This is a genomic window from Exiguobacterium sp. s22 (assembly GCF_018617455.1).
GTDB lineage: Bacteria > Bacillota > Bacilli > Exiguobacteriales > Exiguobacteriaceae > Exiguobacterium.
This window is the reverse complement of sequence record NZ_JACSKD010000006.1, coordinates 76,624-95,990: the sequence shown is the minus strand read 5'-3', so window position 1 is coordinate 95,990 and position 19,367 is coordinate 76,624. Positions and strand designations below refer to the sequence as shown.

Here is a 19,367-nt window from a genome sequence, read left to right as displayed (position 1 = left end):
TCCCTTTCGGTTTTTATAGATGTAAACAACTTTGTTACATGCTTAGTATAACAGGGAAAGAATAATTGACAAATCAGTTACCTGTAATTATCATGATTACATGTAAGTGATTCGATTACAGGTTAAGGGAGGAAAAGAATGAAATATTTAGTCACAGGAGCAACGGGGAAACTCGGCTCGAAGATCGTGGAGGAGCTACTCAAGTCGATTGATGCGAGTGAGCTCGCTGTCAGCGTACGGAATCCAGAAAAGGCGGCGTCACTCAAAGAGCGGGGCGTTGACGTGCGACATGGTGATTTTGATCAGCCAGACACACTCGATGAAGCGTTCAAAGGTGTCGAGCGTCTATTGATTATCTCGGCAGATGGCGATAACGATACGCGGATTCGTCAACATACGAACGCGGTCGAGGCGGCGAAACGGGCAGGTGTTTCATTCATTGCCTACACGAGTCTAGCTGATGCGACAGACAGTGAGAACTTGATGGCACCTCCACATGTCGTCACAGAGGAAGCGATTGTCGAGTCCGGTATTCCGTATGCGTTCTTACGGAACAACTGGTACTTAGAGAACGAATTATCAAGCATTCAAGCGGTGATTGACGGGGCACCATGGATCACGGCGGCTCGAGATGGGAAAGTCGGATGGGCACTGCAACAAGATTACGCGGAAGCCGCTGCGAATGTACTGTTGAAAGAACAACAGGATCATGCAATCTACGAACTATCAGGACCACTTCATACCCAGCAAGATCTTGTAGACGCGCTCAGTGAAGTGTTAGGTCGTGAAGTGATGATGCAGGAGTTGAGTCTCGAGGCGTACGAAGAGACGATGCGCGGGGCTGGATTGCCGGAAGAAGTCGTTGCGATTCTTGCGGGGATTCAGCGAAGCATTCGTCAAGGAACGCTTGAAATTCATGAGAGTGACTTCGAACCGGTTCTCGGACGCCCGGTCACACCTCTTCAAGACGGAATTCGTCAATTGCTCGACCGATAAGTAAAATGCCCTCGACCACTTGGTCGGGGGCATTTGTGTTAGGCACGAGTGGCGTGATCCTCGAGTTGAGTCGTCACGTCTTCAAGCGAATTCGCGGTTAGAGCGAGTCGGTCCGACATCGAGCTGAGTTCTTTTTGGATAGCGACTTGCTCTTCCGTTGCCGCGGCAACATGCTGAATCTGTTGTTGGAGTTCATTCGCCGCATATTTCGTCGACTCAAGTCGTGTTTCGAGTGCCTCCATCTGTGTCGTGACCCGTTGGCGTGTTTCTTGAATCGAAGCGATTTGTTCGTCGATTTCTGAAACATCTTCCGTTAGACGTCCAAAAACAGCCGTCACATCGTTCGTAACCGTTTGACAGTTTTCTGTTGCTTGTTTGAAAAGATGCGCTGATTTGGAGACGACGGTTGTATCCTCCATCAACCCACCGAGGACGCGGGTCATCTCGGATGCATATTCACGCGATTGGACAGCGAGTTTCCCGACTTCAGAGGCGACGACGGCAAATCCACGACCGGCCTCTCCGGCGCGAGCCGCTTCAATCGATGCGTTCAAGGCGAGCATGTTCGTCTGTTCACTGATGGAGCCGACTTGTTGCAAGATTCCATGGATTTCGGTTGAACGAGTCGACATCGTTGCGACAATTCGATCGAGTTGTTCCGACTCCGTGATGATTTCATGTACTTTTTCTTCCATGAGACGCATGTCTTTGTTCCCGGCAATAGCGTCTTTGGCGATACGGGACGAAGCTGCTGCGGTTTGCGCCATCCGTTCTTGGATGAGCGCGGTCAGCGAACGGATGGATTGAATCTCATCCGCACCTTGAACCATGGAAGCTTGTTGAGACGAAGCATGCGCGACAATCGGGTCGACCGTGATGGCGATTTGTTCCCCGGATTCGAGCGATTGATTCGCAGCGGATTCGAGTTCATCCGCATGGCTATTCAAGGACCGGACAAGGGAACTGACGTCATGAATCGCTTGTTGTAATAACTGTCGTGTCCCTTCTTCTTGGTCAGCGATACGTTGTGCTTCCTTGTTGCGGAAATGAATTTGGGTAACAAGTACGACACTGAGAAGAATCAAATATACGGCATGAACGAGGAGTAAACTGAACGGATAATCGCTCGTCCCACAAATCATCTCAGGAATCAAAAAGTACCCGAGTAAATGTTGCGCAGCAAAGATTCCGGCGCTATACAAAATCAAATCAATTCGACGCATGAACGACAAAATAGCCAAGACGACAAAAATCGAAAAATGATACTCGACGAGTCCTTGTCCACCGGCAACGGTCGAGATGCTTGCGAAGGTGAGCGTCAACATCATCCAATAGGAAAAGGACGCAGACTCTCGTTTTGCTGTAATGAGCATCATCCCGAATAAAGCGATCGGGATTGCGAAAAGGACCCATGTCACGCCGGAGTACATATAACCGTCTGCACCATTTCGTAAAATTGTATACGCATAGGCGAAGTCCGTAAAACGATGAAGCACATGGACAATAACCGACGTCATCACAATCAATAACGTCGTCAACAACATCAACTGATTTCGTTTCGTAAAACTCATCTTTCATTCCTCACATTCTCGTGTTCATTTGTTGTAGCTCTATACATATCGGATGAAGTTGACGGAAGTTAATATAGATTGCACATTCAACGCATAAAAAAAGAGCATATGGCTCCTTTACATAAATTCTTAATTTAAGCCTAACCACTTTTTCACCGGTTCCCGGAAGATATACGTCACGACAATCAAGCCGACGAAGACGAGCGCGGCGATGAAAATCGTAGTGACACTGCCTGAGGCGAGGCTCGCCCCAAGGAAGCTGTAGGCGAACGTCCCCGGAATCATGCCGAGCACGGTAGCCGGTACGAAGGCACGGAAGCGAACACGTGAGATTCCGCCGGCATAACTGAGTAAGTCGAAACTGACGAGCGGGATGAGCCGGAGGACAAATACATATAAAAAGCCACGACGTTCCATTTGAGTGAACAGTTTCTCTGACCATGGATAGCGGTCGACATTGATGACCGATCGACCGAAAAAGCGCCCCATCACGTACCCGGTCGTCGCGGCAGCAGTCGCGCCGATGATGATATAGAGGACTCCTGGCCACACGCCGAATGCGAGTCCGGCTCCGAGTGACAGCACGGATGTTGGTAAAAATGCGACCGGACCGATGGTATAAAGGAAAATAAAGAAGAGTGGCCCCCAAAATCCGAATGACAAGACGATGTCCCGGATGTCAGACGGACGCAACTCATAGTGGAAATGGGTGATATAGAACAACGTGCCGAACACGAGTAAAAATAGAGTGATTTTTAGCCAACGTGGCATGAGGTGTCCCTCCTTTTTTCTAAGCATACCGTATACTCGGCTTTAGAAAGAAAACGGATGTGCGAAAAAACCGAAGCTTTAGCCTCGGCTTCTTTCATAACGCTGAATCCATTCCTCGACAGTCATTTTCTCGACGAGTTCCCCAACTAAGTCAAACGGGATTCGCTTCACATTATTGAAACGAATACAGCTTTTCCCCATATCCAGTTTCGTCGGGACACGACTCGCATACTCTCGTTCGAACCACGCGAGCAATTCAGGGTCGGAGTAGATGCCCATATGGTAAAGTCCGACGTGACGCTTTTGCGCGATCACGCTAATGAACGGGAGCGGTGTCCCTGGTGTGACGTGATAACCCGACGGATATCGCTCGAGTGGGACGACGTAATGGACACCCTGTCCGTCCGTCGTCTTTCCAAATCCGTCAGGTAAATGATCATCGATAACTTCGATCAGATGAATAAATGAATCGAGTCGTTCCTCGTCGACGAGTGTCGTCACGTCCATCATGATTCGCCTCCTCGTAAGATTTTCTCCATTTTCTTTCCTTTTGCCAACTCATCGATGAGTTTGTCCAAATAACGGATCTCACGCATGAGCGGTTCTTCCACGTTCTCGACGCGGACCCCACAGACGACGCCTTTAATGAGGGTGCGGTCTTCGTTGAGACGAGGTGCTGAAGCGAAGAATGTGTCAAAATCAACCCCATCAGCAATTTGACGCTCGAGTCCGAATTCATCATACCCGGTCAACCACTCAATGATGCTGTCGACTTCTTCTTTCGTCCGTCCTTTTCGTTCTGCTTTGGCGACGTAGTGTGGATAGACGCTCGCAAAGCTCGTCGTGTAAATGCGGTGACCCATTGTGCACTCATCTCCTTCTTCATATAGAATTCTCTACTTTCATTCTCTCACAAAATCAAGTATGCTTATATCAAATATTTTTGTTGCATTTACAACAAAATGGGGGTGTTTCAGGATGCATGACCATTTACGAGAGATTGGGATGATTGCACGTGCCCTCGATTCAATCAGCAACATTGAATTCAAGGCACTCGGTTTAGAAAAGGGAAAGTACTTATATGTCGTCAGGATTTTTGAACACCCAGGTATCATTCAAGAGCGGCTAGCAGAGTTGATTAAGGTAGATCGGACGACCGCCGCACGTGCCATCAAAAAATTAGAGCAAGAAGGATGGATTGAAAGGCAATCAGATTTGGAGAATCAAAAAATTAAACGCCTGTACGTGACGGAGAAAGGCGAGGCATTGTACCCGCACATCATTCGGGAACATGAATATTCGACATCGGTCGCGTTATCGGGACTCGACGAGCAAGAAAAAGCGCAACTGTTGCAGCTACTAAAAAAAGTACGAAGCAATGTGGAGATAGATTGGGCCGAAGTGAAGAAAGGCAAGCATCGAGAATACTGAGAGGAGCGTGACCACATGATTGAAATCTCGAAGGTGACAGACGTAGAAGCCTTACGTCACATTAGCATCCAGACATTTACGGAGACGTTCGCACGTCACAACACAGAAGAGCATTTGAACGCTTACTTAGAAAAAGCGTACGCGACTGAGCAGTTGAAGCGAGAGTTGGCACACCCTGACTCTCATTTCTACTTTGCGCACGTAGATGGCGAGTTGGCAGGGTATTTGAAAGTGAACGTACGCGATGCTCAATCTGAACCGATGGGCGCCGATACGAGTGAAATCGAACGGATTTACGTATTCGAAGCGTTTCAAGGTCACGGGGTGGGGAAAGCGTTATTTACTAAGGCGACTGAATTAGCGAAGGAGCTACACAAGAGAAAGATGTGGCTCGGCGTATGGGAACGTAATGAGAGAGCGATTCGATTCTATCGACGAAACGGGTTCGAACAGACGGGGGTGCACACCTTTTTCATGGGGGAAGATGCACAAAACGACCTCATTTTCATGAAGTCGTTCACGGACTAGAGCCATTCTGACAAGTGGTTCAAGTTTGGATAGACGGCATCTGGTTTAACATCGAACTCCTCGAACGGTAAGTCGTTCCGATTGATCCATGCCGCTTGGAAACCAAAGTTTTTCGCCCCGGCGATGTCCCAGCCGTTTGACGATAAGAAGAGCACCTCGTCACGGCGAAGACCGGACGTCTTGAACCAGTGCATGTAGGCGGCAGGCGTCGGTTTCGGTTGTTTGATGCCGTCGACGCTGACAACCTCATCGAAATAATCGCTAAGACCGGCGTTGTGAAGCAGTGCCTCGAGCATCTCGTCCGTTCCGTTCGAGAGGATGACGGTCTTCACGTCATGCAACTCTTTTAGGACCGACTCGACCTCTTCATACGGGGTGAGGTGCGCATACGATGCGACCAGACGTTGTTCTATTTCCTCCGTCGATGTTGCATCATGCACGGCGAGCGCGTAACGGAGTGCGTCCCGGGTCACTTTATCGAAATCTTCATAACGTCCCATCATGTGGCGCCAAAAGAAATACTCGAGTTGTTTCGTCCGCCACACTTGGCTGATGGCAGCTCCTTTTTCAGGGAACTCTTGTTCACAGGCATCCTTCACCGAATGGACATCAAATAATGTGCCATATACGTCAAAGACGATGGCTTTGATAGGTTGTTTCATAAAAACATTCCTCCTTCTGTGTCGTTATACCCGTCTTGTTCAGAATATAATAGGAGAAAGGGGGTCCGGCATGTATATTCCAAATCAATATTCCGTCAAAGAGCGAGCTGAGATTTACGCATTTCTCCATGCCCATCCGTTCGGTACGATCGTGACGCATGACGGGGACAAACCGATTGCGACACATGTCCCGTTACGGTTTGATGAGAAGAACGGTCGACTAACGACCCATATTTCGAAAGCGAATCCGCAGTGGCGTTCGATTGAAGATCAAACCGTTCTCGTCATGTTTCAAGGACCAAACGCTTACGTGTCGGCGTCCTGGTACGGCCATGAGGACGTCTCGACATGGAACTATCAGGCCGTACACGTATATGGACGCGCGACGATTCTCAACGAGGACGAATTAGTGGAGGAACTTGCTGGTATGCTTCATGAGCACGAAGGGGAGCGTGAGCATGCGGTACGTTGGGAGACATTATCGGAACCAGTGAAGCGACAAATGAACGGTGTCGTCGGGTTCCGGATTGACATCACTGACATTCAGGCGACGTTCAAGTTAAGTCAAAACCGAAGCGAGGTGGACCATGACCGGATCGTTTCGGAGCTTGAAAAACAAGATAAACCGATTGCTGACGTCATGCGACGGCATCGAAAGTCCTAAGCAACCTGTCCTAAAACGGCAGGTTTTTTTCATGTTTCTTTACCGAATAGCGGTTGACATGACTTAGGAGCAGGTCTATACTCATAACTGATAATGATTATCAGTATCGACAAAATACAGAGAAGTTCGAAAAGGAGAAAATCACGTGAACAACACATTCAAGAAATGGTTACATATGTTCATCTTTGTATCGGCATTTGCACTCATCTTAGCCGGTTGTGGTTCGGAAGAAGCTGAGAACGCTTCCACGAACGAAGGGACGAAAGAATCGGCAGAAGGTTACCCCATCACAATCGAGCACGCATTCGGGGAAACAGTGATTGATGAGAAACCGGAACGGGTCGCAACGATTTCATGGGGAAACCATGACGTCGCACTTGCCCTCGACGTCGTACCAGTCGGATTCTCAGCTGCGAACTATGGTGTCCAGGACGACAGCGGTATGCTTCCATGGACGACTGAGAAGTTGAAAGCGCTCGGCGAAGAGAACCCGAACATCTATCAAGACACAGACGGATTAGACTTTGAAGCGATCGCGGATTCAAATCCAGATGTCATCTTGGCCGCCTACTCAGGCATCACGCAAGAAGACTATGACACGCTTAGCCAAATCGCACCGGTCGTGGCATATCAAGAAACACCTTGGGTCACGTCATGGCAAGACATGGTTCGTTATGACTCACTCGCAATGGGACTTGGTGAAGAAGGCGAACAGTTAATCAAAGACACGGAGCAGTTGATCACAGACAAAGCGACAGCCGTTCCTGAGATTGCTGGAAAGAAAGCCGCATTCGTTTCGATGAGCGCGGAAGACCTTTCAAAATTCTATATCTATACGACGGGTGACCCACGTGGTGCCTTCATCGAAGAACTCGGGATGGAGTATCCACAAAACATCTTAGATGAAGCAGCGAAAACGGACAGCTTCTATCTGGAGCTCAGCAAAGAGAACGCTGACATCTTGAACGACGTCGACATCTTCGTCACGTACGGAAGTGAAGACACATTGAAGGCGCTTCAAGCAGACCCGCTCTACAGTAAAGTACCAGCCATTGAACGTGGCTCGATCGTCCTGATCGAAGATAACACACCACTCGCAGCGGCAGGAACACCGACGCCACTCTCGATTGAATATACGATTGATGAGTACGTTTCACGCGTATCGGATGCCCTTGTGAAAGTGAAATGATGCAAACTCAAATCAAACAGATGCACACGCCAAAGCACTTCCCGCTTCTTTTAATCGGGACGCTCGTACTGACCGTGCTATGCATCGTGGCATCCCTTGCCTTCGGCTCACGAACAGTCGGGTGGAATGAACTGCTGGACGGTTTATTCCGTCCGGCTGTTCAGTCGTATGAGGCAGACATTGTCCGGGAGCGGGTCATTCGGACAATCTTTAGTTTCATGTGTGGCGCAGCACTTGGTGTGGCGGGGGCGCTCATGCAGTCGGTGACGCGTAACCCGATTGCCGATCCGAGCATTCTCGGGGTCAACACGGGAGCAGCGCTCGCCGTCGTCATCGGGATCGCGTTCTTCAACATCGCGACGGCGAGTGCGTTCATCTGGTTCGCGCTCATCGGGGCGCTATTGACGGCCATTTTCGTTTTCGGCATCGGTTCGCTCGGAAGAGGAGGGGCGACCCCCCTCAAACTCGTTTTGGCGGGAGCGGCAACAAGTGCAGCATTATCGTCGCTCGTCATGGCGCTCATGATTCCACGCTCGAACGTCATGGATCAATTCCGTTTTTGGCAAGTAGGGAGTGTCGGTGCGGGAAATCTGGATTCGATTTATACCTTTTTACCGTTTCTTCTAATCGGTCTCGTGATTGCGGTCGTGACCGCACCTTCCTTGAACGCACTTGCGCTCGGGGAGGAGATGGCGAAGAGTCTGGGTGTTCGGACGGGGACATTGAAGTTGACCGCCTCGTTCGCAGGCGTCATTCTATGCGGGGCAGCGACGGCGCTTGCTGGTCCGATCGGCTTTATCGGGCTACTCGCACCGCACTTGATTCGGCTCGTGCTCGGTCCGGATCAGCGTTATCTCATGCCGATGTCTGCTCTCGCAGGTGCCATCATTTTGACATTCTCCGACGTCATCGGACGTTTACTTGGAAGTCCGGGAGAGCTCGAGGTCGGGATTGTGACGGCATTTATCGGGGCACCGATCTTGATTTTATTGACAATGAAAGTGAAAGTACGAGGATTATGATGCAACCAGCGATTGAACAAATCAGACAAGGTCGCATGAAGCGACGCCGTCGCTATGTCGGGATGACGCTTCTTTTGACCATCATAGCGGTAGCATTGAGCGGGTTGATGCTCATGTTGGGCAATACGATTTATCCGGTTCAGGACGTCATTCGTGTCTTGCTCGGGGAAGACGTAAAAGGGGCGACGTTCGCCGTTGAAGTATTGCGTCTACCACGTATGCTCGCTGGTGTCTTTGCCGGTGCAGCATTTGGTACCGCGGGAACGATTTTCCAAACGATGCTTCGAAATCCGCTTGCCAATCCAAATGTCATTGGGATCACAACGGGGTCCAGTGCGGCGGCTGTCTTCTGTATCGTCGTCCTACAATCGAGTGAAGCGGTCATCTCGATTGCCTCGATTATCGGAGGACTCGTCACCGTGCTCGTCATCTATTTCCTATCCAAAGGTGCCGCGTTCTCCATTGGTCGTCTCGTATTAGTGGGGATTGGGATTCAAGCGATGCTCACAGCCGTTATCAACTATTTACTGCTCATCAGCCGACAAAACGATGTCGCGATGGCGATGCGATGGTTGACAGGAAGTTTAAATGGGGCGAAACTTGAAGAGTTGCCGCCTTTAATGATTACAGTTCTCATCTGTTTACCGATTGTCCTGTTGCTCACTCGTCAGCTCGAAATGCTTGAGCTCGGGGAAATGGCGGCGACAGGGTTAGGCATCAATACGAACCAAACCCGACTTTTATTAATTGTGGCGGCGGTATTCATGCTCGCTCTCGCGACTGCGACAACGGGACCGATTGCCTTCATTGCCTTCTTGGCAGGACCGATTGCTAAACGGCTCGTCGGGACGAGCCACGCCGGAATCTTGCCGGCAGCGCTTGTCGGCATCATCTTAGTGCTCGCGGCCGACCTCGTCGGACAATTCGCCTTCACGGCACGCTATCCGGTCGGTGTCATCACCGGCATTATCGGCGCGCCTTATCTCTTATACTTGTTGATTCGGATGAACCAGAAAGGGGACTTCTAAATGGCATCCATTATGAAAGTGGACCATCTCACCTCAGGATACGAGGACAAGATGATTTTGAACGATATCAGCCTTGAAATTCCGAGCAACCAGATCAGCATCATCATCGGTGCGAACGGTTGCGGGAAGTCGACGCTACTGAAGACGATGGCACGCCTCATTAAACCGAGTGCCGGTCAAGTGACGCTTTACGACAAGCCGATCTCGAAGATGGCACCGAAAAAGCTAGCGCGTGTCCTCGGGATGTTGCCACAGTCCCCGGTCGTACCGGAAGGGATCACGGTCGCCGATCTTGTCGGTCGTGGTCGTTATCCGCATCAATCGTTCTTGAAGGGCTGGACGAAAGCCGACTACGAGGCCGTCGCTGAGGCGATGGAGATGATGAATATCACGGAGTTCGCGGACCGACCAATTGACGAGTTGTCAGGCGGACAGCGGCAACGCGTCTGGATTGCGATGGCACTGGCTCAACAGACGGATGTCCTCTTCTTAGATGAACCGACGACCTATCTCGATATCACGTATCAAGTCGAGATTCTCGACTTGTTGACGGACTTGAACCGGAAGTACGGGACGACGATTGTCATGGTGCTGCACGACATCAACTTGTCGGCGCGTTATGCGGACTATATCTTCGCACTCGACAAAGGGAAGTTGATTGCAGAAGGAAAGCCGTCGGACGTCATCACGTGTGATTTGATCCATCGTGTCTTCAATCTTCGCTGTTCGGTCATGTGTGATCCGGTATCCGGTTCACCGTCCGTGATTCCGATTGGTCGCCATCACGTACAGACGGAAACGGAAGAAGCGCCTGTCGCACAGCTTGAATTGGTATAAGGCGAGCATGAACAGGAGTTACGTCGTGTGAAAATGGGACGTGACTCCTTTTTGATTGAATATGAAAAACACTCTTGTAACCGTATACATAAATCGTTTAATATAGAAGAGGAATAGGGATTGTCACTGGTCATGCAGGCGAAACCCAAATCAAAGGTTACACGTGTGGAACGTGTCTTTTGATTTGGGTTTTTCTATTTTTATAGGTCTGAAAGGAGGACAACCATGATTATTCATCAAATTTTCAACAACAATGTGATCAGTGTATATGATGAGGCTGGACGAGAGCGAGTCGTCATGGGAAAAGGAATTGGATTTAAGCGTAGTTCGGGAGAGCACATTTCGGAATCACAGGTCGATAAGATTTTTTACTTGGATGATGCAGGGAACCATGAACGATTCAAATTGTTATTAGAAGAAATTCCGGTAGAAGTGATTACATTGACAGACGATATCATTAATCTGGCGAAGTTGACGCTCGGGAAAAAGCTGAATGAACTGCTATATGTGTCGCTTGCCGATCATTTACAGTTTGCCATCGAACGTCATGAGAAAGGGCTCGACATCAAAAATGCCTTGCTCTGGGAAATCAAACGCCTTTACGGGGAGGAGTTTGGTGTTGGATTGCAAGCGTTAAAACTAGTAGAGTCCAAATTGAAGATTATGTTACCGGAAGATGAGGCAGCTTATATTGCCTTACATATCGTCAACGCGGAGTTAAATGAGGAAATGCCGAACATCGTGGCGATGACCAAAGTCATTCAAGAAATCTTGAATCTCGTGAAGTATCATTTTTCACTAGAATGGGATGAGTCATCTTTGACATATCACCGTTTTGTGACGCATCTTAAATTTTTTGCACAGCGTCTTGTGACACAAACGGAATACGGAGGAGAAGAGGGACCGCTTTTTGACTTGGTCAAAACACAATATCCGATCGCCTATGCGTGCACTGAAAAAGTGTCTATGTTCATTCGTAAGAAGTATGAGTATACATTGACGGATGAAGAAAAGCTTTATTTGACCGTCCATCTCACTCGATTAATCAAAGATCAAAAAAATGTTTGACATTTAATTGATAATATAGTTATTATATGGTTATAAAATGAATATTCATTAGGATTGTCACTGGTCATGCAGGCGAAACCTAGATGAAACGATACGTGTATTCATGAGCCACGTTCCTCGTTTTCGTCTGGGTTTCTTTTCGTTTTCAAACAAAATGGAGGTGCCATATGAAATACGATCAACTCGCAAAAGAGATCATCCAGCAAGTGGGTGGGGAGTCCAACGTCAAATCACTTGTCCATTGCGCGACCCGTTTACGCTTCGTGCTAAAAGACAAGTCAAAAGCCAATAAAGCGAACATGGAACGTCTAGACGGCGTCATCACCGTGAAAGAGAGTGGAGGACAATTCCAAGTCGTCATCGGCAACAACGTCCCGGAAGTGTATCAGGCAATCGGGAAGCAGACGAACTTGATTGACCGACCGACTGACGACTCGTCAGACGGAGAAAAAGGAAACATTTTCGGTCGTGCCGTCGATATTATCTCAAGTATCTTCACACCACTTCTTGGCGTCATGGCAGGGGCGGGGATCTTGAAAGGATTGTTGGCGATCGCGACGAACGTGGGCTGGCTTGCGACGGACGAAACGACATATATTATCTTGAACGCAGCAGCGGACAGCTTATTTTACTTCTTGCCTGTTTTGTTAGCGGTTACATCAGCAAGGAAGTTCGGTGCGAACCAGTTTGTTGCCATGACGGTTGCGGGCGCATTGATCTATCCGTCCATCATCCAGTTGAAAAATGAGGCGGTCCCGACAGACTTCTTTGGAATTCCGGTCATGATGATGTCCTATACATCGACGGTCATTCCAATCATTTTAGCCATCTGGATCATGAGTTATATCGAAAAATTCTTCAACCAACGTATTCATGAAAGTGTCAAAAACTTCGTCACGCCTCTCATCTCGCTTGTGACGATTGTCCCGCTCACATTGATTGTGTTCGGACCAATTGGTGTGACAACAGGGGATTTAATTGCCGCATTCATTTTAAAAGCCTTGGCATTCAACCCGATTTTAGCGGGTGCATTCATCGCTGGGGTATGGCAAGTCCTCGTCATCTTCGGGATTCACTGGGGTGTCGTCCCGGTCATAATCAACAATATCGCGACGAAAGGCTACGATTACATCAAGCCGGCGACTGCACCTGCCATCTTTGCCCAAGCCGGGGCTTCGTTTGGTGTTATGCTACGTTCAAAAAATAAGAAGTTGAAGACGCTTGCCGGATCGACAGGGATCACCGCCTTGTTCGGAATCACAGAACCAGCTGTATACGGTGTCACGTTACGTCTGAAACGACCATTTATCGCAGCGGTCATCAGTGCCGCCGTCGGTGGGGGGATCGTCGGACACTTCGGCAGTGTCGCCGTCGCATCAGGTCCTCCAGGATTGTTGACGTTACCCGTCTTTATCGGTGATAGCATGACAGCCTTTTACGGATTGTTGCTTGGTGTCGCGGTCTCATTCGTCTTATCGATTGTCTTAACGTATGTACTCGGTTTTGAAGACGATCCGATTGAAGAAGAGATGACAGAAACGACGACAGACAGCATGACGATTCCGAGTCCGGTGCCAGGCCAAATCGTCTCGATTGAGACAGTTCCAGACCAAGTTTTTGCAAGTGGTGCCGTGGGTCGAGGGTTTGCCGTCATCCCGTCAGAAGGAAAAGTGTCTGCTCCGGTATCCGGTGAAGTGACCGCTGTATTTGCGAGTAAGCATGCCATTGGGATTCAGTCCGATTCTGGTCTGGAGATTTTAGTACACGTCGGAATTGATACTGTTCAATTAGACGGAAAGCATTTTGACCTTCATGTGGAAAAAGGGCAGCGCGTCGAGGCCGGCGAGTTGTTAATCAGTTTTGACATCGAATCGATTCAAACGGCTGGCTATGAAGTCATCACGCCCGTGATCTTTACGAATTTACCAGAAGAACGTCACGTCACATTTGATCAAACACAAGTATGGGTGAGCACGCAAGGAAATCCTGCGCTCGCATAAGAAAGGATGAGTCGATGCAATTTCCAAACAATTTTTTATGGGGTGGCGCCATCGCGGCCAATCAAACTGAAGGAGCATATGTAGAAGGAGGGAAAGGACTCGCTTCGGTTGACTTGATTCCGAGCGGTCCGACAAGACGAGCGGTTATGCTAGGCGAATTACCAAGTTACGAACCGCTTGAAAATCAAACTTATCCTTCACACGAGGCGATCGATTTCTATCACCTATACAAGGAGGATATCGCCCTCTTTGCCGAGATGGGATTCAAGGCGTTACGTTTATCAATCTCCTGGGCTCGCATTTTTCCAAAAGGGGATGAACTAGAGCCCAATGAAGAAGGACTTCAATTTTATGACGACGTCTTTGACGAGTTATTGAAACACGGGATTGAACCGGTCGTGACAATGGCGCATTTTGATGTGCCGGTTCACTTGATACAATCGTATGGCAGCTGGCGCAATCGGAAGATGGTAACCTTCTTTGAACGCTATGCCGAGACGATTTTAAATCGTTATCATCACAAAGTACGCTACTGGATGACGTTCAATGAAATCAACATGCTGTTCCACCTCCCTTATATGGGGGCAGGCTTGGTTTTCCAAGAAGGGGAGAACAAAAGACACATTCAATATCAGGCTGCACATCATCAATTAGTAGCGAGTGCGGCAGCTGTCAAAATCGGTCATACTATCAATCCAGATCTCCAAATCGGATGTATGCTCGCGGCCGCGATGACGTATCCCTATACGTGTAATCCGGATGATGTCGAGAAGGCGATGGAACGAGATCGGGAGAACTTCTTCTTTATCGACGTGCAGGCGAGAGGTGCTTACCCGGGCTATGCACTCCGACAGTTAAAAGAAGCTGGAATCGAGATTGTGATGGAACCGGGTGACCGAGAATTGTTGCGCGAACATACGGTAGATTATATCGGGTTCAGCTACTATTCAAGCCGGTGCATCAGCACGGACCCAGACGTTCTCAACAAGATGACGGCAGGCAACGTCTTTCCGACAGTCAAAAATCCTTACTTGCAACAATCGGAATGGGGATGGACGATCGATCCAAAAGGATTGCGTCTAACGGCTAACCAATTATACGATCGCTATCAACTCCCATTGTTCATCGTTGAAAATGGACTCGGGGCGTTCGATCAAGTCGAGACGGACGGTCAGATTCATGATGATTACAGAATCTCATATTTAAAGGACCACATTCGTGAGATGCATGAGGCGATTCAAGACGGCGTTGAGTTGATTGGGTATACGAGTTGGGGATGTATCGACCTCGTTAGTGCGTCAACAGGAGAATATGCGAAGCGCTACGGATATATCTATGTGGACTACCATGACGATGGTAGCGGAACGATGGAACGTCGTAAAAAAGAGTCGTTTGATTGGTATAAGCAAGTGATTGCGTCAAACGGAGCAAACGTGAAATATGAAGCCAGTTTGAAGTGAAGTTGTGACCGCTTTCAAATTTTTGTTGACTTCTTGATTCGGTGAGGTGTATGCTAAAAATCCTGCCCAAAATGAGAGGCATGGGGACTGGCATCAGTTCATTCGATATTCGAGAGGAATGACTTAAGATGAACCAACAACAATTAATCGAGCGCGCACGCCAATTGAAAGACAATGCGTATTCACCATATTCGAAGTTCCGCGTCGGTGCGGCACTTCTCATGAAGGACGGCACGGTCATCGACGGCGTCAACGTCGAGAACGTCTCGTTCGGTGCAACGAACTGTGCAGAGCGCACAGCAATCTTCACAGCGGTCGCGCAAGGATACAAAAAAGGTGACTTCGAAGCGGTTGCCGTGTCTGGAGACACAGAAGACTTCTTGCCACCATGCAGCATCTGTCGCCAAGTCATGGTCGAGTTCGGCGATCCTGACTTCAAAGTACTCCTCACGAACGGCAACGCCGATGTGAAAGAAGTGACGCTCGGAGAGCTCGTTCCGCTCGCGTTCACCGATTTGGATATGTGATGTTGAACCCCTCAGATTCTTGAGGGGTTTTCTTATCCAAAAAAGCGAAAAAATAATCGCGGAATGGCTTGTACAACATAAAGGAGTAGTTCTGAAAAATCAAGGGCCGCAATCCCATACGACCATCCTTCTTCCTCGCGGGAAGTGACTACTTTTCCACGCATAGGTCGTAATCGACCTTTCCATTGAATCGGGAGGGCGGTCGCGCTGTCCACATCCGGGTGATTCATGACACGCATATGCAAGCGTGGCTCAGGCGTACTTCCGGAACGCCCACAGCGCCCAATCAACTGTTTGGTTTTGACCGTATCTCCCACATTCACGGCAATGGAACCATTCTCAAGATGGGCGAGAAGGCAATATTCATCGTTTGAATGTTGAATGATCACGTGATTGCCGAATGGATGATCAGCATCTAGTTCGTCTGACAACCCATCCACGACTTGATGAATTGTCCCGTGTAATGGAGCAATCACTCGTTCCCCAAACGCATACGAGCCATTCATCCCAACTTTTCTGCGATTGTAAGGTTGCTGATCTTTTGTTTTCAAAAAGTCATAGCCATCACGTTTCTTTCGAATCGGTTCATGAAGATACATCCCGACGTTCGCTCCTTCTGAGACGACGAACCACTGCTCTTTGAATGGAAGGTGGTATTTGTTTTTCGTGGGATTGGTCTCTTTTGAAGAGGATGTGACCGTCATCTGAATGGATTCAATCTGATTCATGTGATTGAATTGAACGGATAATAACTTTTCTTTTCGGAAATCCGACCATAATACATACCGACTCCCGTTCAACACCATCTCATTGAACAGACGATAGCGCCGAATTCCATGATGAAACGAAGACGCTTCGTGATGAAACATGTCCATGGAATAATGAGATTTGCAAGAATCGGTCATTTGATGATAAATGTCATCGAACTGACCGTCTTTGAATAAGAGAATGAACTGTTTGTTCTCGTGATGCATGTGCATACCGCCTTTGTTGATGATTGATTGGTCTTTTATACGGATGTAGAAACATAGATGTTTCGTCATTCATAAAAAATCATAATATAATGGACATAAATGAGGAGTGATGTGAATGTCTACGATTCCATACCGCAAAGCGCAAAAAAAGTTGAACCACTTGCTTTATCAAGTATGTGAAAATGACGAGACGATTTTCATCTCGAAAGAAGGCGGGAAGAATGCTGTTATCATTTCTGAACGAGAATATAATAGCTTGTTAGAAACCATTTACCTGACGAGCAGTCCAAAAAATGCTGCGCGTCTATTTGAATCCCTAAAGCAGCTTGAATAGCATTAGTCTAATGTTGAAACATATGAGTTTGCATTAACAAACACCCAGTGAATCGTTGAATTCACTGGGTGTTTGTTGTTTCATGTCTTCGGCCGGCACGGATGATAAAGCGATACTCTTCACTCTTGAAATACGTTTCGGTGAACTCAAAGCGACTGCCATCCATGAGAAACGAATAGAGTTCGACTTTGAGTATCGGTGTTCGATCGCTCACCTCGAGCATTTCAGCAATTTCTTTCGTCGGCAAGACCGGGATAAATTCCTGAACACTGTCTGCAATCTTCAGGTTTTTGACATTTTCAATGTAATCGTACTTCGACCGTGTCATTACCTCATACGTTAAATCCGGAAATAGTTGGAGTGGAAGATACGTATCTTCGACAATGAGTGGTTCTCCGTTTGCAAAGCGTAAACGACGAATGTAGTAGACAAGAGCATCTTCATCGAGCTCGAGTATTTCCCTTATTTTTTCAGTCGGAGGTTGAACGGTGAAAGTAAGTACTTTACTCGTGACGTCCTTTCCTTCTCGCTTCATGTCTTCAGTAAAGCTTTTTAATTCGTACATATTATGTTCAATCTTTTCGGATTGTACATACGTGCCGCTCCCTTGTCGCTTCCAAAGCAACCCTTCTTCTTGAAGTAGTTTGACGGCTTGTCGAACCGTGACTCGACTCGCTTTGAATTCCTCGACGAGTTGTGCTTCTGTCGGAATCGCTTCACCGGGCGCCCAATCGCCGCTCTCGATAAATGTGCGCATCTCCTGAGCAATCCGCTGGTATAGCGGAGATTTGGCTTTCATGTAGATAACCTCCTGATTGTATACATTCATTACTCATAGTATACAAAAATAAAAAGTTTTCAAAAAGGTGTTGACGGTTTAAATAATATGTATTAAATTTGTATTGTAATCAATTAGATATGTATTGAAAGGGGAACGCACACATGAAAACACCACAGCGTCTCGTAGTCGTCGGTGGAGGTAGTACGTACACAATCGGCATGATCATGAGTTTGATTAAGGAAAAAGAACACTTCCCACTTCGTTCTATCACGTTTTACGATACAGATGAATTACGTCAAGAACGTGTCGCGAAAGCGAGTGAAATCATCTTGCATAAGCATTATCCAGAACTCGAGTCGTTCGAATATACGACGGACAAAGAATATGCTTTTAAAGATAAAGATTTCTTCTTCGTCCAAATTCGGACAGGTGGTTTGGAAATGCGCGAAAAAGATGAGCAGATTCCGCTTCGACATGGCGTGGTGGGACAAGAGACGTGTGGACCGGGCGGAATGTCATACGGGATGCGCTCAATCGGAGATATGATTGAACTCGTCTCTGACATTCGCACCGGCTCACCGAATGGCTGGATCTTAAACTATACGAACCCTGCTGCAATTGTCGCCGAGGCGCTCAAACGTGCATACCCGGACGATCAAAAAATATTAAACATTTGCGACATGCCGGCAGCAATCATGGTGAGCTATGCGAAGATTCTCGGTAAAGAGATTTGGGATCTCGTTCCGGAATATTTCGGACTCAACCACTTTGGTTGGTTCACAGGTATCTTCGATAAAGAAGGAAATGAATTGACTGAAGATATCAAACGCGCCATTTTAGAAGACGGTTTCATCCCGGAAGATTCGGAGATTGCGAATGACCCATCTTGGATCAAGACGTTCAAACAAGTAGAGAAGATGCTGACGGATTTCCCGGAGTACTTACCGAACACGTACCTTCAATATTATTTATATCCATCTGACATGGCAGAAAAAGAAGATGTCACGAACACACGGGCACGGCAAGTAATCAACGGACGTCAAGAGCGTGTCTTCTCGATGTGCGATCAGATTATTCAAGATAACTCGCTCGAAAATGTTCACCTTGAGGTCGATATCCACGGCTGCTATATGATTCGGGTCGCTGCTTCGCTAGCCTATAATAACGGTGATATTTTCATCGTCATGGTGAAAAATGAAGGGATTATTTCGAACCTGCCGGACGATGCGATGGTTGAAGTGCCTGCGATGCTTACCAATCGTGGACCGAAACCATTCGCAGTCGGAAAGATTCCTCGTTTTTACAAAGGAATGATTGAAGGACAGCTTGCTTACGAGCAACTTGTCGTCGACGCATACTTCGAAAACAGTTATGAGAAGGCACTTCAGGCGTTGACACTAAATCGTACAGTCATCGATGCACCAATAGCTCGTCGAATCTTAGATGATTTGATTGAGGAAAACAGAACGTACTGGCCGGAATTAAAATCGGGCGAGACAGTAGCAATACGGTAACTAGAGAGGG

At 47.9% G+C, this 19,367-nt stretch carries 21 protein-coding genes; 14 read left to right on the top strand and 7 right to left on the bottom strand.

Annotated elements, in window-relative coordinates:
* Window positions 1–138: 138 nt before the first annotated feature.
* Window positions 139–996 (top strand): SDR family oxidoreductase, encoded by an 858-nt coding sequence (locus KNO94_RS11120; protein ID WP_214779709.1) that lies wholly within the window; start codon window positions 139–141, stop codon window positions 994–996.
* 38 nt (window positions 997–1,034) lie between these two features.
* Here the strand turns inward: KNO94_RS11120 and KNO94_RS11115 are convergent, their stop codons facing one another.
* From KNO94_RS11115 to KNO94_RS11100, 4 genes are all read right to left on the bottom strand, one after another.
* The gene (locus KNO94_RS11115; RefSeq protein ID WP_214779707.1) at window positions 1,035–2,567 is read right to left on the bottom strand and encodes a methyl-accepting chemotaxis protein; all 1,533 of its coding nucleotides are present in this window, start codon (window positions 2,565–2,567) and stop codon (window positions 1,035–1,037) included.
* Window positions 2,568–2,696: 129 nt separating this feature from the next.
* Window positions 2,697–3,338 carry a TVP38/TMEM64 family protein gene (locus KNO94_RS11110; RefSeq protein WP_214779705.1) on the bottom strand — a complete coding sequence of 214 codons (642 nt, stop codon included), beginning with the start codon at window positions 3,336–3,338 and terminating at the stop codon, window positions 2,697–2,699.
* Window positions 3,339–3,416: 78 nt separating this feature from the next.
* Entirely contained in the window at window positions 3,417–3,848 is a 432-nt protein-coding gene (locus KNO94_RS11105; RefSeq protein ID WP_214779703.1) for a DUF1801 domain-containing protein, read from the bottom strand.
* Window positions 3,845–4,201, bottom strand: a complete 357-nt coding sequence (locus tag KNO94_RS11100) for a DUF2200 domain-containing protein (protein WP_214779701.1) — start codon at window positions 4,199–4,201, stop codon at window positions 3,845–3,847. The genes KNO94_RS11105 and KNO94_RS11100 overlap by 4 nt, the downstream gene beginning before the upstream one ends.
* A 115-nt stretch (window positions 4,202–4,316) precedes the next feature.
* On the opposite strand from KNO94_RS11100, the gene KNO94_RS11095 reads away from it, so the two are divergent.
* Together KNO94_RS11095 and KNO94_RS11090 are read left to right on the top strand one after the other, a co-directional pair.
* Window positions 4,317–4,769, top strand: coding sequence for a MarR family winged helix-turn-helix transcriptional regulator (locus KNO94_RS11095; protein WP_214779699.1), 453 nt, complete (start codon window positions 4,317–4,319; stop codon window positions 4,767–4,769).
* 15 nt (window positions 4,770–4,784) lie between these two features.
* Window positions 4,785–5,297: a GNAT family N-acetyltransferase gene (locus KNO94_RS11090; protein WP_214779697.1), complete on the top strand. Its 513-nt coding sequence runs from the start codon at window positions 4,785–4,787 to the stop codon at window positions 5,295–5,297.
* Here the strand turns inward: KNO94_RS11090 and KNO94_RS11085 are convergent.
* Entirely contained in the window at window positions 5,294–5,959 is a 666-nt protein-coding gene (locus tag KNO94_RS11085; protein WP_214779695.1) for a haloacid dehalogenase type II, read from the bottom strand. The genes KNO94_RS11090 and KNO94_RS11085 overlap by 4 nt on opposite strands.
* A 70-nt stretch (window positions 5,960–6,029) precedes the next feature.
* On the opposite strand from KNO94_RS11085, the gene KNO94_RS11080 reads away from it, so the two are divergent.
* The 9 genes from KNO94_RS11080 (at window position 6,030) to KNO94_RS11040 (ending at window position 15,754) form a co-directional block, all read left to right on the top strand.
* Window positions 6,030–6,623, top strand: coding sequence for an FMN-binding negative transcriptional regulator (locus tag KNO94_RS11080; protein WP_214779693.1), 594 nt, complete (start codon window positions 6,030–6,032; stop codon window positions 6,621–6,623).
* Between the two features lie 145 nt (window positions 6,624–6,768).
* On the top strand, window positions 6,769–7,812 hold the full coding sequence (locus tag KNO94_RS11075; protein WP_353047847.1) for an iron-siderophore ABC transporter substrate-binding protein: 1,044 nt from the start codon (window positions 6,769–6,771) through the stop codon (window positions 7,810–7,812).
* A complete protein-coding gene (locus KNO94_RS11070; protein WP_214779691.1) occupies window positions 7,809–8,834 on the top strand; it encodes a FecCD family ABC transporter permease in 1,026 nt (341 codons plus the stop codon). Before KNO94_RS11075 ends, KNO94_RS11070 begins: the two co-directional genes overlap by 4 nt.
* Entirely contained in the window at window positions 8,831–9,862 is a 1,032-nt protein-coding gene (locus KNO94_RS11065) for a FecCD family ABC transporter permease (protein WP_214779689.1), read from the top strand. Before KNO94_RS11070 ends, KNO94_RS11065 begins: the two co-directional genes overlap by 4 nt.
* A complete protein-coding gene (locus KNO94_RS11060; protein ID WP_211782283.1) occupies window positions 9,863–10,699 on the top strand; it encodes an ABC transporter ATP-binding protein in 837 nt (278 codons plus the stop codon).
* A 225-nt stretch (window positions 10,700–10,924) separates the two neighbouring features.
* Window positions 10,925–11,767, top strand: a complete 843-nt coding sequence (gene licT, locus KNO94_RS11055) for a BglG family transcription antiterminator LicT (protein ID WP_214779687.1) — start codon at window positions 10,925–10,927, stop codon at window positions 11,765–11,767.
* Between the two features lie 167 nt (window positions 11,768–11,934).
* On the top strand, window positions 11,935–13,767 hold the full coding sequence (locus KNO94_RS11050; protein ID WP_214779685.1) for a beta-glucoside-specific PTS transporter subunit IIABC: 1,833 nt from the start codon (window positions 11,935–11,937) through the stop codon (window positions 13,765–13,767).
* Window positions 13,768–13,781: 14 nt separating this feature from the next.
* Entirely contained in the window at window positions 13,782–15,227 is a 1,446-nt protein-coding gene (locus KNO94_RS11045) for a 6-phospho-beta-glucosidase (protein WP_214779683.1), read from the top strand.
* Between the two features lie 128 nt (window positions 15,228–15,355).
* The gene (locus KNO94_RS11040; RefSeq protein ID WP_211782284.1) at window positions 15,356–15,754 is read left to right on the top strand and encodes a cytidine deaminase; all 399 of its coding nucleotides are present in this window, start codon (window positions 15,356–15,358) and stop codon (window positions 15,752–15,754) included.
* Window positions 15,755–15,786: 32 nt separating this feature from the next.
* Here the strand turns inward: KNO94_RS11040 and KNO94_RS11035 are convergent, their stop codons facing one another.
* Window positions 15,787–16,728, bottom strand: a complete 942-nt coding sequence (locus KNO94_RS11035) for a M23 family metallopeptidase (RefSeq protein ID WP_214779681.1) — start codon at window positions 16,726–16,728, stop codon at window positions 15,787–15,789.
* A 115-nt stretch (window positions 16,729–16,843) separates the two neighbouring features.
* Here KNO94_RS11035 and KNO94_RS11030 point away from each other — a divergent pair, with 115 nt between their 5' ends.
* Window positions 16,844–17,062 carry a type II toxin-antitoxin system Phd/YefM family antitoxin gene (locus tag KNO94_RS11030; RefSeq protein ID WP_214779672.1) on the top strand — a complete coding sequence of 73 codons (219 nt, stop codon included), beginning with the start codon at window positions 16,844–16,846 and terminating at the stop codon, window positions 17,060–17,062.
* A 61-nt stretch (window positions 17,063–17,123) separates the two neighbouring features.
* Here KNO94_RS11030 and KNO94_RS11025 read toward each other — a convergent pair whose 3' ends face one another.
* Window positions 17,124–17,861: a GntR family transcriptional regulator gene (locus KNO94_RS11025; protein WP_214779670.1), complete on the bottom strand. Its 738-nt coding sequence runs from the start codon at window positions 17,859–17,861 to the stop codon at window positions 17,124–17,126.
* A 143-nt stretch (window positions 17,862–18,004) separates the two neighbouring features.
* Between KNO94_RS11025 and KNO94_RS11020 the strand changes: the two genes are divergently transcribed.
* Window positions 18,005–19,357, top strand: a complete 1,353-nt coding sequence (locus KNO94_RS11020) for a 6-phospho-alpha-glucosidase (protein WP_214779668.1) — start codon at window positions 18,005–18,007, stop codon at window positions 19,355–19,357.
* Window positions 19,358–19,367: the final 10 nt, after the last annotated feature.

Bases quoted from the DNA above. Each gene is read 5' to 3' on its own strand.
- KNO94_RS11045 (WP_214779683.1), top strand. From the start codon at position 13,782: ATGCAATTTCCAAACAATTTTTTATGGGGTGGCGCCATCGCGGCCAAT.
- KNO94_RS11025 (WP_214779670.1), bottom strand. From the start codon at position 17,861: ATGAAAGCCAAATCTCCGCTATACCAGCGGATTGCTCAGGAGATGCGC.
- KNO94_RS11080 (WP_214779693.1), top strand. From the start codon at position 6,030: ATGTATATTCCAAATCAATATTCCGTCAAAGAGCGAGCTGAGATTTAC.
- KNO94_RS11115 (WP_214779707.1), bottom strand. From the start codon at position 2,567: ATGAGTTTTACGAAACGAAATCAGTTGATGTTGTTGACGACGTTATTG.
- KNO94_RS11050 (WP_214779685.1), top strand. From the start codon at position 11,935: ATGAAATACGATCAACTCGCAAAAGAGATCATCCAGCAAGTGGGTGGG.
- licT (WP_214779687.1), top strand. From the start codon at position 10,925: ATGATTATTCATCAAATTTTCAACAACAATGTGATCAGTGTATATGAT.
- KNO94_RS11105 (WP_214779703.1), bottom strand. From the start codon at position 3,848: ATGATGGACGTGACGACACTCGTCGACGAGGAACGACTCGATTCATTT.
- KNO94_RS11085 (WP_214779695.1), bottom strand. From the start codon at position 5,959: ATGAAACAACCTATCAAAGCCATCGTCTTTGACGTATATGGCACATTA.
- KNO94_RS11070 (WP_214779691.1), top strand. From the start codon at position 7,809: ATGATGCAAACTCAAATCAAACAGATGCACACGCCAAAGCACTTCCCG.
- KNO94_RS11100 (WP_214779701.1), bottom strand. From the start codon at position 4,201: ATGGGTCACCGCATTTACACGACGAGCTTTGCGAGCGTCTATCCACAC.
- KNO94_RS11095 (WP_214779699.1), top strand. From the start codon at position 4,317: ATGCATGACCATTTACGAGAGATTGGGATGATTGCACGTGCCCTCGAT.
- KNO94_RS11035 (WP_214779681.1), bottom strand. From the start codon at position 16,728: ATGCATCACGAGAACAAACAGTTCATTCTCTTATTCAAAGACGGTCAG.
- KNO94_RS11065 (WP_214779689.1), top strand. From the start codon at position 8,831: ATGATGCAACCAGCGATTGAACAAATCAGACAAGGTCGCATGAAGCGA.
- KNO94_RS11040 (WP_211782284.1), top strand. From the start codon at position 15,356: ATGAACCAACAACAATTAATCGAGCGCGCACGCCAATTGAAAGACAAT.
- KNO94_RS11120 (WP_214779709.1), top strand. From the start codon at position 139: ATGAAATATTTAGTCACAGGAGCAACGGGGAAACTCGGCTCGAAGATC.
- KNO94_RS11090 (WP_214779697.1), top strand. From the start codon at position 4,785: ATGATTGAAATCTCGAAGGTGACAGACGTAGAAGCCTTACGTCACATT.
- KNO94_RS11060 (WP_211782283.1), top strand. From the start codon at position 9,863: ATGGCATCCATTATGAAAGTGGACCATCTCACCTCAGGATACGAGGAC.
- KNO94_RS11020 (WP_214779668.1), top strand. From the start codon at position 18,005: ATGAAAACACCACAGCGTCTCGTAGTCGTCGGTGGAGGTAGTACGTAC.
- KNO94_RS11030 (WP_214779672.1), top strand. From the start codon at position 16,844: ATGTCTACGATTCCATACCGCAAAGCGCAAAAAAAGTTGAACCACTTG.
- KNO94_RS11110 (WP_214779705.1), bottom strand. From the start codon at position 3,338: ATGCCACGTTGGCTAAAAATCACTCTATTTTTACTCGTGTTCGGCACG.